The sequence below is a fragment of the Streptomyces sp. NPDC012466 genome (assembly GCF_042955215.1).
GTDB lineage: Bacteria > Actinomycetota > Actinomycetes > Streptomycetales > Streptomycetaceae > Streptomyces.
In genome coordinates this window covers 1-13,134 of sequence record NZ_JBIBEQ010000012.1, presented here as the reverse complement: position 1 = coordinate 13,134, position 13,134 = coordinate 1, and the positions used below count along the sequence as shown (strand labels likewise).

Genomic DNA, 13,134 nt, shown 5'->3' with positions numbered 1-13,134 from the left:
TTGCGTGTGCTCAAGATCCGATCCTGAGCCCGCGTCAGTTCGGCAAGCTGATCACCGCGCTGCGGCGTGAAGGCGCCGATCCGGTCCGCAAGGGCCGGCCTTGGAGTCTGCCGTTGGAGGTCAGGGTTCACAGGCCAGGGCGACCTGTTGGGGACTGCCCCCGCGCTCCGCCGCCACCGCGTGGAACGCGCCGAAGCGCTCGGCCCCCTCCGTGCGCGACGGCCCGTCCAGGGAGCTGCGGGCCAGCCCGCCCAGCGGGCTCCACGGCAGGAACGCCAGCCCCAGCTCCGCGCACAGCCGCAGCTCCGGCTCGCTGTCCCGGACGGCGGGCGAGTACCGGTTCTGCACCGACACCAGCCGGTCGCCGAGGATCTCGCGGGCCCGGCGGATCTGGTCCGCGTCCGTGTTGGACACCCCGGCCAGCCGGATCGTGCCCGCGTCGAGCAGCTCGCGCAGCGCGCCCACCGACTCCTCGAAGGGCACCGCGGGGTCCGGCTTGTGCAGCTGGTAGAGGCCGATGGCCTCCACGCCCAGCCGCTTGCGCGACGCCTCGGCGGCGGCCTTGAGGTGGCGGGGCGAGCCGTTCACCGTCCAGTCGCCGCCCGCCGGGCGTCCGCGGCCGCCCTTCGTCGCCACCAGGACGCCGGAGGTGTCACCGCCCCAGGCGGCCAGCGCGCGGGCCACCAGGCGTTCGTTGTGGCCGGGCTCCGCGCCCGGCAGGTGGTACGAGTCGGCCGTGTCCAGCAGGGTCACGCCCGCGTCCAGCGCCGCGTGCACGGTGGCCAGGGCGCGTTCCTCGTCCGGCCGGCCCTCGATGGACAGCGGCATCGCTCCGAGCCCGATCGCGCTGACCCGCACCCCGCCGAGAGTTCTGTAGCGCATGTCAGTCGCCCTTCCCGAGCGTCTCGGCGACGGCACGTGGCAGCCACCGCCGCGCGTCGGTGAAGGTGAAGCCCAGCCCGGCCGCCCGGGCGTTGTCCATGCCGTACGAGCGGCGGAAGGAGAACGGCGAGACCTCGCCGACCTCCACGGGCCGGAACTCGGTCCGGCCGCCGGGCACATGGGCGGCCACCGCCTCGCACAGCTCCTCGGTGCTCAGTGCCCCGGGCGCGGCGGCGTTCACCGGCCCGGTGAAGTCCTCGCCCGCCGCCCAGGCCAGGAAGCGGGCGATCTCCTCGACGTACACATAGGTGGCCGGCCGGTTCACCGTCGGCACGGCGATCGGTTCGCCGGTGCGTATCCGCTCGGCGTAGTGGGCCAGCCTGCCCGTGAAGTCGTCGCCGCCGCCGAGCACATGCGCCACCCGCACCGTCGTGCAGGGGAACGCCGCGCCGCCGGCCGCGAGGACCGCCTCGGCCTGCCGCTTGCCCTCCCCGTAGTGGGCCTCCGCGAAGGCGGGGTCGTCCCAGGGCAGGTCCAGGTCGACGCCGACGGTGGACGGGGCGACGGCCTCCTCGCGCACGAGGGCGGGGGAGTCCTCGTACTCGTACACCTCGACCGTCGACGTCATCACATAGCGGCGGGTACGGCCGGTGAAGACGCGGCGGGCGATCGCGGCCTGGCGCGGGGTGTAGCAGACCTGGTCGACGACGACGTCGAAGACCCGGGAGCCGAGCGCGCCGGTCAGCGACGTCTCGTCGTTGCGGTCGGCGAGCAGGTGCTCCCCCCCGGCGGGGGGCGGGGAGGATCCCCGGTTCAGCACCGTGACGCGGTGGCCCGCGGCGAGCAGCCGTGCGATCAGACGCTTTCCGACGTAACGGTTTCCGCCGATGACCAGGACATCCAGGGGCTTTTCCATGGCCATAATTCTCCCGGCGTACATCCACGCCCTGAAGGGGGAACCATGGGAGTTCAGGCCGCCGCGCCAAAAGAACCACGGCATCTGCGCAGTGCCGCCGACGAAACATCGGTGGCCTTCGACGCGCTGGACCGGCAGATCCTCCAGCTGCTCCAGACCGACGGCCGCATCAAGCTCAGCGAGCTGGGCCGGCGGGTCAGGCTCAGCCCCGCGGCCGTCACCGAGCGGGTGCGGCGGCTGGAGGCGGCGGGTGTGATCAGCGGCTACGGCGCCCACATCGTGCCCGCCCGGCTCGGTTACGGCATCCAGGCGTTCATCCGAGTCGACCCGCACGGCGGCTACACGCTCAAGCACCCCAGGACCCTGGAGCTGATCGAGCGTCCCGAGATCACCGAGGTGCACCACGTGGTGGGGGAGGACTGCTGGATCCTCAAGGTAGCCGTCCGGGACACCGTCCACCTGGAGGAGATCCTGGAGGGCGTTTCCGCGCTGGGCCGCACCACGACGTCGATCGTGCTGACCTCCCCGGTGGAGCGCAAACCGCTGTTGCCTTGACGCCGGGGTCAAGGATTACGTTCATGGGCATGCGAATCGGCGAGCTGGCCGCACGGGCCGGGACCACGACGCGGACGCTGCGGTACTACGAGTCGCGGGGGCTGCTGCCCGCGCGGCGCACCGGCAACGGATACCGGACCTACGACGAGAGCGATCTGCGGCTGCTCCGGCAGATCAGGACGCTGCAGGACTTCGGGTTCGACCTGGAGGAGACGCGGCCCTTCGTGGAGTGTCTGCGCGCCGGGCATCCCGAGGGCGACTCGTGCCCGGCGTCGCTCGCGGTCTACCGGCGCAAGCTGGACGAACTCGACTCGCTCATCGGCCAGCTGAGCACCGTGCGGGAGACGGTCGCGCGGCAGCTGGCCCGGGCCGAGCTGGCCGCCGAGGCGGAGGTTCCGGGCGGTCCGGAACCCGTGTGCGAGCTGGGAGGGGACCACCCATGGTGATCGATGTGACGGACGGGGACTTCGAGGCGGAGGTGATCGGCGCGGAGCTGCCGGTGCTGGTGGAGTTCACCGCCGACTGGTGCCCGCCGTGCCGGCAGATGGGCCCGGTGCTCAAGGCCCTCGCCTCCGAGGAGGGCGACCGGCTGAAGGTCGTGCAGCTGGACGTGGACTCCAATCCGGAGACGACCAACGCCTACAAGGTGCTGTCCATGCCGACGTTCATGGTGTTCCGCGGCGGTGAGCCCGTGAAGTCGATGGTCGGCGCACGGGCCAAGCGGCGGCTGCTGGAGGAACTCGCCGACGTGCTGTAGAGACCGGCCCGGTATGCGCCCGGCATGAGGAAATCCCCCGAGCAATTGCGCTCGGGGGATTTCCTTGCGTATATTTGTTTGTTCGTGCCTTCAAGTCGATTGCAGGCACGGTGAAGTTCAGTGAGCACAGTATATCCGGGCGGGAGTGGAATTGTCAAACACCGAATTTCCGGACGATGAATTGCGCCAGGAACAGGAATTCATCGACGGGTTGTACGCGCGCGTGGACGCGCTGCGCGGCGACGCCGAGACCTCCGTCACGGACGCCCTCGCGCAGGGCAACACCCCCATGCAGGCCAGACTCGAGCGGGACATCCTCGTGGCCGAGCGCTCCGGGCTGCTCGCCGCGCTGAACGCGGTCGACGGCTCCCTGTGCTTCGGCCGGATCGACCTCACCTCGGGCGTCACCCACCACATCGGCCGGATCGGGCTGCGCACCGACGACGCCGAGCGCACCCCCGTCCTGATCGACTGGCGCGCCGACGTCGCACGCCCCTTCTACCTGGCCACCGGCCACACGCCGATGGGCCTCCGGCGCCGGCGGCACATCGCCACCGACGGCCGCAGGGTCACCCAGCTGCACGACGAGCTCCTCGACCTCGGCGACCGGACCCGCACCGGCCACGAGGACCCGACGGGCGACGCCGTCCTGCTCGCCGCCCTCGACTCCGCGCGCACCGGCCGCATGAGCGACATCGTGCAGACCATCCAGGCCGACCAGGACCGCATCATCCGCGCCCCGCACCGCGGCGTCCTGGTGGTGGAGGGCGGCCCGGGCACGGGCAAGACGGCCGTCGCCCTGCACCGCGCCGCCTTCCTGCTCTACGAGCACCGGGAACTGCTCGCCAAGCGGGCGGTGCTGATCGTCGGGCCCAACCCGGCGTTCCTCGGCTACATCGGGGAGGTGCTGCCCTCCCTCGGCGAGACCGGCGTGCTCCTCGCGACCGTCGGCGAGCTGTACCCCGGCGTGAAGGCGACCGCGACCGACACGCCGGAGGCGGCCGCCGTGAAGGGCCGCGCCGACATGGCCGACGTGCTCGCCGAGGTCGTCCGCAGCCGGCAGGCGCTGCCCGATCCGGTGATCACCATCGAGCACGACCGCGAGGTCCTCATGCTCGACGACGGCCTGGTCAACGTCGCGCGCGACCGCGCCCGCGCCGCCAAGCTGCCGCACAACGCCGCCCGCGAGCACTTCGAGGGGCACATCCTCAACGCCCTCACCGACCTGTACGCCGAGCGGATCGGCACCGACCCCTTCGACGGGTCCAGCCTGCTCGACCCCAGCGACATCACCCAGATCCGCGACGACCTCGCCGAGAACCCCGACGTATGGTCCGCCATCGACCAGTTGTGGCCGGTGCTCACCCCGCAACGACTCGTGGCCGACTTCCTCGCCGCCCCGGAGGAGTTCCTGCCCCCGGCGGACGCCGACGCCGTACGGCGCCCCGTGACCCGGCGCTGGACGGTGGCGGACGTGCCGCTGCTCGACGAGGCCGCCGAACTCCTCGGCGACGACGACCGGCTCGCCCGCGAGCGCGCCCAGCGCCAGCGGGAGCAGCAGATCGCCTATGCGCAGGGCGTGCTGGAGGTGTCGTACGCGTCCCGTACCTACGAGTTCGAGGACAAGGAGGAGGGCGACCCCGAGGGCTCCGAGGTGCTGTCCGCGCACGACATCATCGACGCCGAGCGGTTCGCCGAGCGACACGAGGAGGACGACCACCGCAGTGCCGCCGAGCGCGCCGCCGCCGACCGCACCTGGGCGTTCGGGCACATCATCGTCGACGAGGCGCAGGAACTGTCGCCGATGGCGTGGCGGCTGCTGATGCGGCGCAGCCCGACCCGCTCGATGACCCTGGTCGGCGACCCGGCGCAGACCGCGGAGGCGGCCGGGGTCGGCTCCTGGTCGGACATCCTCTCCCCGTACGTCGAGGACCGCTGGGAGCACACCCGCCTGGGCGTCAACTACCGCACCCCGGCCGAGATCATGGACGTCGCGGCGGCCGTGGTGCGCGCCGAGCACCCCGGGTTCGAACCGCCCAGCTCCGTGCGCTCCACGGGCGTACGCCCCTGGGCCCGCGCCACCGACGACCTTCCGGGCGCCGTCGCCAAGGCCGTGGACGAGCTGACCCCGGCCGAGGGCAGGCTCGCGGTGATCGCACCGCGCGACCTGCACCGCGGTATCGCGGCCCGGCTGGACGGCGTCACGGCGGGCGCGGAACCCGACCTCACCCGGAAGGTCGTCCTGCTCGACCCGCGCCAGGCCAAGGGCCTGGAGTTCGACTCCGTCCTGGTGGTCGAGCCCGGCCGGTACGGCACCAGCGATCTGTACGTGGCCCTGACCCGGGCCACCCAGCGGCTGGGCCTGCTGCACACGGGGGAGCTGCCGAAGGCCCTGGCGCAATCCCTCGCGTAGCACGACGGAGCCGTACCCGGCCGGGTACGGCTCCGCTCAGCGCAGGAGCGAGCGCGGATCCCGCAGGGCGTGCCACAGTCCGGCGGCGAGCGGTACGACCGTCAGGGCGAAGAAGACCCAGAACAGGAACTCGGCCCCGGGCGCGAGCTCGTAGACGGTGCCGTCCTCCCACAGGCAGTAGGCCCGCGGCGGAAACGGGGTGGAGACTCCCGACACCTTTCCGCTCCCGATGACGCCCTCCTGAAACGGTTCCCTGGGGCAGGGGGCGGTCTCCGGGAAGAGGACGGGGTCGTCCGCCGCCATGATGAACAGCCAGGTGGCCGCGGTGAGCGGCACCGCCCAGAAGACCGACGTCTTCACCCACAGCGGCAGCAGCGGATGCGCCAGCAGCCCCCGCAACGCGACCCAGCCGACGACCAGCCCGGCGAAGACGGGCAGCAGTGTCATGACGTCACGGCCGTCTTGCGGGCCCGGAGCTCGCTCGCGTAGCCCGCGCCGATGACGAGCAGCGCGGCGGACAGGGCGAGGGACGCGCTCGCCCAGTTCATCCACCCGTAGTCCGGATCGCTGGAGTAGACGGAGCCGTCCTCGCGGACGCAGTCGAAACGCAGCGGCAGGTACGAGGACCGGTGGTGGCTCAGGCCCTCGATCGTGGCCGGGGCGAAGCCGTCGCGGCAGGCCGGGGCGGGCATCGAGTTCGCGCCGTCACCGAAGGCGTGCTCCGACATCAGCACGGCGAAGGCCCCCGGCGAGTACACGGCCGCCGCCGCCCACGCGGCCACCCCCGCCGCACGGCGCATCAGATGAACCGGCCACGGCCGGGGCCGCCCGGGCAACGCCATCGCGACGACACCCGCCGCGGCGACGAGCGCGCCGACGGCGCAGGCCGCGGAGACACCGAAGCCCATCAGCACGGCTGGAGCTGCGAGGTGAACCGGACGGCACGCATAGGGACACCCCAGCAGCACCCGACCGGACGGGCTGTGACGGAGGCCATACCTCCGGTCACAGCCCTGTCACAGGGGCCCCCGGTCCCCTATGCCGGCCGGAGCCACACCGTCGCCAGCGGTGGCAGGGTCAGGCGGATGCTGGCCGGGCGGCCGTGCCAGGGCTGGGGTTCGGGTTTGACCGGGTCGGGGTTGGTGACGTCGCTGCCGCCGTAGCGGGCCGCGTCGGTGTTGACGGCCTCGTGCCAGGCGGGGACGTCCTCCGGGACGCCCAGGCGGTAGTCCTGGCGGGTGACCGGGGCGAAGTTGGACACCGCCAGCACCGGGGCGCCCTCCGGGTCCAGCCGCAGGAACGCGACGACATTGTCGTCGGCGGCGTCCCCGACGATCCACTCGAAACCGGCCGGGTCCGTGTCGAGGCGCCACAGCGCCGGGGTCGCCCGGTAGACGGTGTTCAGGTCGCGCACCAGGTCACGTACACCGCGGTGCTCGGGCTCCGCCCCGTAGCCCGGATCCAGCAGCCACCAGTCGGGGCCGTGCGCCTCGGACCACTCGGCGCCCTGCGCGAACTCCTGCCCCATGAACAGCAGCTGCTTGCCCGGGTGGGCCCACATGAAGCCCAGGTAGGACCGCACTCCGGCGCGCTGCTGCCACCAGTCGCCGGGCATCTTCGACACCAGCGAGCGCTTGCCGTGCACGACCTCGTCGTGCGAGATCGGCAGGACGTAGTTCTCGCTGTAGGCGTACACCATCGAGAACGTCATCTCACCGTGGTGGTACTTGCGGTGCACCGGCTCGTGGCTCATGTACTGGAGCGAGTCGTGCATCCAGCCCATGTTCCACTTCAGCCCGAACCCGAGGCCGCCGAAGCCGCTCGGGCCCTTGTGGTGGGTGGCCCGGGTGACGCCGTCCCAGGCGGTGGACTCCTCGGCGATCGTGACCACGCCGGGCACCCTGCGGTACACCGTCGCGTTCATCTCCTGCAGGAACGCCACCGCGTCCAGGTTCTCCCGGCCACCGTGCTCGTTGGGCGTCCACTGGCCCGGCTCGCGCGAGTAGTCCAGGTAGAGCATCGAGGCCACCGCGTCCACCCGCAGGCCGTCGATGTGGAACTCCTCGCACCAGTAGACGGCGTTCGCGACGAGGAAGTTGCGCACCTCGTTGCGTCCGAAGTCGAACTCCAGCGTGCCCCAGTCGGGGTGCGCCGCCCGCAGCGGATCCGCGTGCTCGTACAGCGGCCGGCCGTCGAACTCGGCCAGCGCCCAGTCGTCCCGCGGGAAGTGTGCCGGCACCCAGTCCATGAGGACGCCGATACCGGCCTGGTGGAGCTTGTCGACCAGGAACCGGAAGTCGTCCGGTGTGCCCAGCCGGGCCGTCGGCGCGTAGAAGCCGGTCACCTGATAGCCCCAGGAGCCGCCGAACGGATGCTCCGCGACCGGCATCAGCTCCACGTGCGTGAAGCCCAGGTTCTTCACGTACCCGGGGAGCTGCTCGGCCAGCTGGCGGTACGTCAGGCCGGGCCGCCAGGAGGGCAGATGGATCTCGTACACCGAGAACGGCGCCTCGTGCGCCGGGGCCTCGGCGCGCCGGGCCAGCCACTCGTCGTCGCCCCACTCGTACTGCGAGGACGTGATGACCGACGAGGTCGCGGGCGGCACCTCCGTGCGGCGGGCCATCGGGTCGGCACGCATCGTCCTCGAACCGTCGGGCCGGGTGATCTCGAACTTGTACAGCTCGCCCTCGCCGACGTCCGGCAGGAACAGCTCCCACACCCCGGACGAGCCCAGCGACCGCATGACGTGACCGGTGCCGTCCCAGAAGTTGAACGTGCCGGCCACGCGCACACCGCGCGCGTTCGGCGCCCACACCGCGAACCGGGTGCCGGTCACACCCTCGTGGGTCATCGGGTGCGCGCCCAGCGCCGTCCACAGCTCCTCGTGCCGGCCCTCACCGATCAGGTGCAGGTCGAGGTCGCCCAGCGTGGGCAGGAACCGGTAGGCGTCCTCGGTCTCCAGGACCGTTCCCTCGTACTCCACGACCAGCCGGTACGCGGGGACCTCGCGCAGCGGCAGCAGGCCGGAGAAGAACCCCTCGCCGTCGGCGTGCAGCTCGGCGCGCAGCTCCCCGGCGACGACGGTCACCGACAGGGCGTAGGGCCGGAACGCCCGGAAGGCGATACCGCCGGGCACCGGGTGCGCGCCGAGCACGGAGTGCGGGTCGTGGTGCGTACCGCCGAGCAGCCGCTCCCGGTCCACCGCGTCGACGGCGGGCGAGACGGCGACCTCCATCTCCGGAGGGACGACCTGGGCGGCGGCCGTCCCGGAGGTGGCCGTCCCGGTGAGAGCCCTGCCCGCGGGGGCCTTCCTCGCGGGGGCCTTGGCGGTGGTGGCCTTCTTGACGGCCGTCTTCTCGGTGGCCGCCTTCTTGGCCGTCGTCTTCGGCGGGGCCGCCTTGGTGGCCGGTGCCTTGGCAGCCGTGGCCTTCGTCGCGGCGGCCTTCTTCGTGACGGCCTTCTTGGCGGCGGCCTTGGCGGGCGCAGCCTTCTCGGCCGTCGCCTTCTTCGCGGCCTTCTTCGCCGCCGCCTTCACGGGCGGCGCGGCCTTCTCGGGAGCCGCCTTCCCGGCCGTCGCCTTCTTCGCCGTCGTCTTCGCAGGCGTCGCCTTCTTGGCCGCGGCCTTCACCGCCGGTGACTGCGCGGCGGGCGTCTTCTTGACGGCGGCCTTCTTCGCGGCGGCCGTCTTCTTCGCCGCTGCCTGTTTCGGCACCGCCGTCTTCTTCGCGGCGCTCTTCTTCTGCGCGGCCGTGGGCTGCTCGGGGATCTTCTCCCCGGCGGTCCCCTTGGGATGCGAACCGCTGGACTCAGGACGGGGGGTCACGGGCGGAGCCTCCAGGACGAGGGGTCGGTCAGGTCAGGTGGCCGGACGAGGCGAGCCGGTCTATGGCGGCCAGGGGCACCGGCAGCCAGTCGGGGCGGTGCCGGGCCTCGTACACCACCTCGTAGATCGCCTTGTCGGTCTCGTAGGCCCGCAGCAGCACCGGGTCGGTGCGCGGGTCCAGGCCGGAGGCCTCCGCGTAGCCGGAGCAGTACGCGGAACGGCAGGTCTCGGCCCAGTCCGGCTGGGGAGGGTCGGCCGAGCGCGCCGCGTAGTCGAAGGACCGCAGCATCCCGGCGACGTCCCGTACGGCCGGCTGCGGCATGCGCCGCTCGGCGAGCGGCCGGGCCGGCTCTCCCTCGAAGTCGATCAGCCACCACTCGCCGGACGGCGAGCGCAGGCACTGCCCGAGGTGCAGATCGCCGTGCACCCGCTGCGCGGTCCAGGTGCGGCCCTCGGCGGCAAGATCGCCCAGCGCCGTGAACGCCGACCGCAGCCCACCGGCGTACGGCCGCAGCGCGGGCACCGCCTGGACGGCCGCGTCCAGCCGCTCGATCATGCCGTCGACCATCATCTGGAGCTGCATGTGGCCGAGCGTGACGGTCGGCAGCGCCCGGGCCAGCGCGGTGTGCACCTCGGCGGTCGCCCGCCCCAGGGCCCGCGCCTCGGCGCTGAAGTCCTCGCCCTTGGCCAGCTCGCGCAGGGCCAGCTCCCAGCCGTCGGAGGCGCCCTGCAGGAACGGCTGGAGCACCCCGAGGACGTACGGCTGGCCGGCGACGTCGCCCGGGCCCGCCGTGACGACCGGGTCCGCCGCGGGGGAGATGTCCGCGACCATCCAGGCCGTCGGAGCGGGAACGCGGGGGCACCCCTCGCGGGCCAGCGCGAGCGGCAGCTCCAGATCGGGGTTGACCCCGGGCACGATCCGGCGGAGCAGCTTCAGGATGAACGTATCTCCGTAGACGATCGACGAGTTGGACTGCTCGGCGGTCACCACGCGCGGCACCAGCCCGGAGCGGATGTCCTGCCCGGCGTCCCGGTCGAAGCGGAGCCTGCCGATACGGGCCCGGGTGCGCAGCGCCTCCAGGAGCAGCTCGGCCGGCCTGGTGTCGTGCAGGGCGTCGTAGACGGTCCGGCCGGCCAGCGGTCCCGTCGGCACATGTCCGATCAGCGCGGGCGCCAGCCGAGGCGGCAGCGCCTCGCGCACGCCTATCAGCAGCTGGTAGCAGTCACCGGGGTGACCCGGCGCACCGTGGGACGGCACGACGGGCTGGTGGGCGCGGACGAGCAGGTGGAACAGGCCCAGCTTGGACGTGGCCGGGAGCAGCTCGGTGGCCTCGACCAGCGTGAACCCGGTGACCGGCCGCCCCTTGCCCGCGAACCAGCGCTGCCGCGGCAGCCATTCCCGCAGCAACGGGTCCAGGGAGGCAAGAAGGCCGGGCGGGGTGGTGACGGTGCGTGTGACGGCTTCCGACATGGCGTCGCGTCCTTTCACCCATTTTTGGTGCGCCTCCGGCGCCTGCGGCCGGCCCCGGACGGCGCCCCTCCGGCTCACGCGGGTGGGCGGGGTGTTACTGATGCGTGCCCCGGGCGGGGCGGAGGAAACGCCCCGCCGCCGGGGTTTGCCGCCCGCCCCGCACGTCAGGCCTCAACAGGCCTTTTCAGGCCTCACATGGTTTCCTTGCGAAGCCTGAACCAGTAGAACCCGTGGCCCCCGAGCGTCAGCAGGTACGGCAGCTCGCCGATCGCGGGGAAGCGGACCCCGCCGAACAGCTCCACCGGGTGCCGCCCCTCGAAGGCGCTCAGGTCCAGTTCCGTGGGCTGTGCGAAACGGGAGAAGTTGTTCACGCACAGCACCAGGTCGTCCTCGTACTCCCGCAGGAACGCCAGCACCGCCGGGTTCGTCGACGGCAGCTCGGTGTACGAGCCGAGTCCGAAGGCGGGGTTCTGCTTGCGGATCTCGATCATGCGGCGGGTCCAGTGCAGCAGCGAGGACGGCGAGGCCATGGACGCCTCGACGCTCGTGACCTGGTAGCCGTAGACCGGGTCCATGATCGTGGGCAGGAACAGCCGCCCGGGATCGCACGAGGAGAACCCGGCGTTGCGGTCCGGGGTCCACTGCATCGGCGTGCGCACCGCGTCGCGGTCGCCGAGCCAGATGTTGTCGCCCATGCCGATCTCGTCGCCGTAGTACAGGATCGGCGAGCCCGGCAACGACAGCAGCAGGGCCGTGAACAGCTCGATCTGGTTGCGGTCGTTGTCCAGCAGCGGGGCCAGCCGCCTGCGGATGCCGATGTTGGCGCGCATGCGGGGGTCCTTGGCGTACTCGGCCCACATGTAGTCGCGCTCTTCGTCGGTGACCATCTCGAGCGTGAGCTCGTCGTGGTTGCGCAGGAAGATGCCCCACTGGCAGTTCGACGGGATGGCCGGTGTCTTGGCCAGGATCTCGGAGACCGGGTAGCGGGACTCGCGGCGTACGGCCATGAAGATGCGCGGCATGACGGGGAAGTGGAACGCCATGTGGCACTCGTCGCCACCGCTCGGGTAGTCGCCGAAGTAGTCGACGACGTCCTCGGGCCACTGGTTGGCCTCCGCGAGCAGCACGGTGTCCGGGTACTGCGCGTCGATCTCCTTGCGCACCCGCTTCAGGAAGTCGTGCGTCTCCGGGAGGTTCTCGCAGTTCGTGCCCTCCTGCTGGTACAGGTACGGCACCGCGTCCAGCCGGAACCCGTCGATGCCCAGGTCCAGCCAGAACTTCAGCGCGGAGATCATCTCCTCCTGCACGGCCGGGTTCTCGTAGTTGAGGTCCGGCTGGTGGGAGAAGAAGCGGTGCCAGTAGTACTGCTTGCGGACCGGGTCGTAGGTCCAGTTGGAGGCCTCGGTGTCGACGAAGATGATCCGTGCGTCCTGGAACTGCTTGTCGTCGTCGGCCCACACGTAGTAGTCGCCGTAGGGCCCGTCGGGATCTTTTCTCGACTCCTGGAACCACGGGTGCTGGTCGCTGGTGTGGTTCATGACGAAGTCGATGATCACGCGCATGCCGCGCTGGTGTGCGGCGTCGACGAACTCCACGAAGTCGGCCAGGTCGCCGAACTCCGGCAGCACGGCCGTGTAGTCGGAGACGTCGTAGCCGCCGTCGCGCAGCGGGGACTTGAAGAACGGCGGCAGCCACAGGCAGTCGACACCCAGCCACTGGAGGTAGTCGAGCTTGGCGGTCAGGCCCTTGAGGTCACCGACGCCGTCGCCGTTGCTGTCCTGGAACGAGCGGACGAGCACCTCGTAGAAGACGGCGCGTTTGAACCACTCCGGGTCACGGTCCCTCGCGGGAGTGTCCTCGAAGGTGTCCGGAACGGGTTCGTTGACGATCATGTTGTGGGTGACCCTCCGATCTCCGGGGTGGACGGTCGCAGAACCGTGAAGACGTGCGCGGGCCTGCGGCCCGGTTCGAGGCGCACATAGTTGGCCCTGCCCCAGTGGTAGGTCTCGCCGGTGAGCTCGTCGCGCACCGGCACCGACTCGTGCCAGTCGAGGCCGAGTTGCGGCATGTCCAACGAGACCGTGGCCTCCTGGGTGTGGTGGGGGTCGAGGTTGGCGACCACCAGAACCGTGTTCGAACCCTTCCGCTTCGAGTAGGCGATCACCGCTTCCTGGTCGGCGTCGTGGAAGTGCAGGTCGCGCAGCTGCTGGAGGGCCGGGTTCTCCCGCCGGACGGTGTTGAGCCGGGTCAGCAGCGCGGTGATGGTGCGGCCCTCGCGTTCGGCCGCTTCCCAGTCACGGTGCCTGAGCTGGTACTT

11 protein-coding genes and 2 pseudogenes are annotated in these 13,134 nt (G+C 71.5%); 5 read left to right on the top strand and 8 right to left on the bottom strand.

The genetic code is table 11. The features are described 5' to 3' along the window. Positions 1-20: 20 nt before the first annotated feature. Positions 21-125: pseudogene (locus ACFY9E_RS34370) on the top strand (IS5/IS1182 family transposase); the annotation flags it as partial. Here ACFY9E_RS34370 and ACFY9E_RS34365 read toward each other — a convergent pair. Together ACFY9E_RS34365 and ACFY9E_RS34360 are read right to left on the bottom strand one after the other, a co-directional pair. Then, on the bottom strand, positions 121-882 hold the full coding sequence (locus tag ACFY9E_RS34365; protein ID WP_390990945.1) for an aldo/keto reductase: 762 nt from the start codon (positions 880-882) through the stop codon (positions 121-123). The pseudogene ACFY9E_RS34370 and the gene ACFY9E_RS34365 overlap by 5 nt on opposite strands. A 1-nt stretch (position 883) precedes the next feature. Then, positions 884-1,798 (bottom strand): NAD-dependent epimerase/dehydratase family protein, encoded by a 915-nt coding sequence (locus tag ACFY9E_RS34360; RefSeq protein WP_390990942.1) that lies wholly within the window; start codon positions 1,796-1,798, stop codon positions 884-886. Positions 1,799-1,843: 45 nt separating this feature from the next. Between ACFY9E_RS34360 and ACFY9E_RS34355 the strand changes: the two genes are divergently transcribed. The 4 genes from ACFY9E_RS34355 (at position 1,844) to ACFY9E_RS34340 (ending at position 5,523) form a co-directional block, all read left to right on the top strand. After that, positions 1,844-2,353: an AsnC family transcriptional regulator gene (locus ACFY9E_RS34355; protein ID WP_390990939.1), complete on the top strand. Its 510-nt coding sequence runs from the start codon at positions 1,844-1,846 to the stop codon at positions 2,351-2,353. A gap of 29 nt (positions 2,354-2,382) precedes the next feature. Continuing rightward, on the top strand, positions 2,383-2,799 hold the full coding sequence (locus ACFY9E_RS34350) for a MerR family transcriptional regulator (RefSeq protein ID WP_390991464.1): 417 nt from the start codon (positions 2,383-2,385) through the stop codon (positions 2,797-2,799). After that, positions 2,796-3,110 carry a thioredoxin domain-containing protein gene (locus tag ACFY9E_RS34345; RefSeq protein ID WP_390991461.1) on the top strand — a complete coding sequence of 105 codons (315 nt, stop codon included), beginning with the start codon at positions 2,796-2,798 and terminating at the stop codon, positions 3,108-3,110. Before ACFY9E_RS34350 ends, ACFY9E_RS34345 begins: the two co-directional genes overlap by 4 nt. 151 nt (positions 3,111-3,261) lie before the next feature. Next, a complete protein-coding gene (locus tag ACFY9E_RS34340) occupies positions 3,262-5,523 on the top strand; it encodes a HelD family protein (RefSeq protein ID WP_390990937.1) in 2,262 nt (753 codons plus the stop codon). A gap of 36 nt (positions 5,524-5,559) precedes the next feature. Here ACFY9E_RS34340 and ACFY9E_RS34335 read toward each other — a convergent pair whose 3' ends face one another. The 6 genes and pseudogenes from ACFY9E_RS34335 to ACFY9E_RS34310 all read right to left on the bottom strand — a co-directional run. Beyond that, positions 5,560-5,970 (bottom strand): hypothetical protein, encoded by a 411-nt coding sequence (locus tag ACFY9E_RS34335; protein ID WP_390990934.1) that lies wholly within the window; start codon positions 5,968-5,970, stop codon positions 5,560-5,562. Next, positions 5,967-6,431, bottom strand: a complete 465-nt coding sequence (locus ACFY9E_RS34330) for a hypothetical protein (RefSeq protein WP_390991458.1) — start codon at positions 6,429-6,431, stop codon at positions 5,967-5,969. The genes ACFY9E_RS34335 and ACFY9E_RS34330 overlap by 4 nt, the downstream gene beginning before the upstream one ends. A gap of 128 nt (positions 6,432-6,559) precedes the next feature. Further along, on the bottom strand, positions 6,560-9,346 hold the full coding sequence (gene glgB, locus ACFY9E_RS34325) for a 1,4-alpha-glucan branching enzyme (RefSeq protein ID WP_390990931.1): 2,787 nt from the start codon (positions 9,344-9,346) through the stop codon (positions 6,560-6,562). A gap of 28 nt (positions 9,347-9,374) precedes the next feature. Beyond that, a complete protein-coding gene (locus ACFY9E_RS34320) occupies positions 9,375-10,817 on the bottom strand; it encodes a maltokinase (protein ID WP_390990929.1) in 1,443 nt (480 codons plus the stop codon). Between the two features lie 191 nt (positions 10,818-11,008). After that, a complete protein-coding gene (treS, locus tag ACFY9E_RS34315; protein ID WP_107455377.1) occupies positions 11,009-12,709 on the bottom strand; it encodes a maltose alpha-D-glucosyltransferase in 1,701 nt (566 codons plus the stop codon). Further along, positions 12,706-13,134: pseudogene (locus ACFY9E_RS34310) on the bottom strand (alpha-1,4-glucan--maltose-1-phosphate maltosyltransferase); the annotation flags it as partial. The pseudogene ACFY9E_RS34310 and the gene treS, both read right to left, overlap by 4 nt.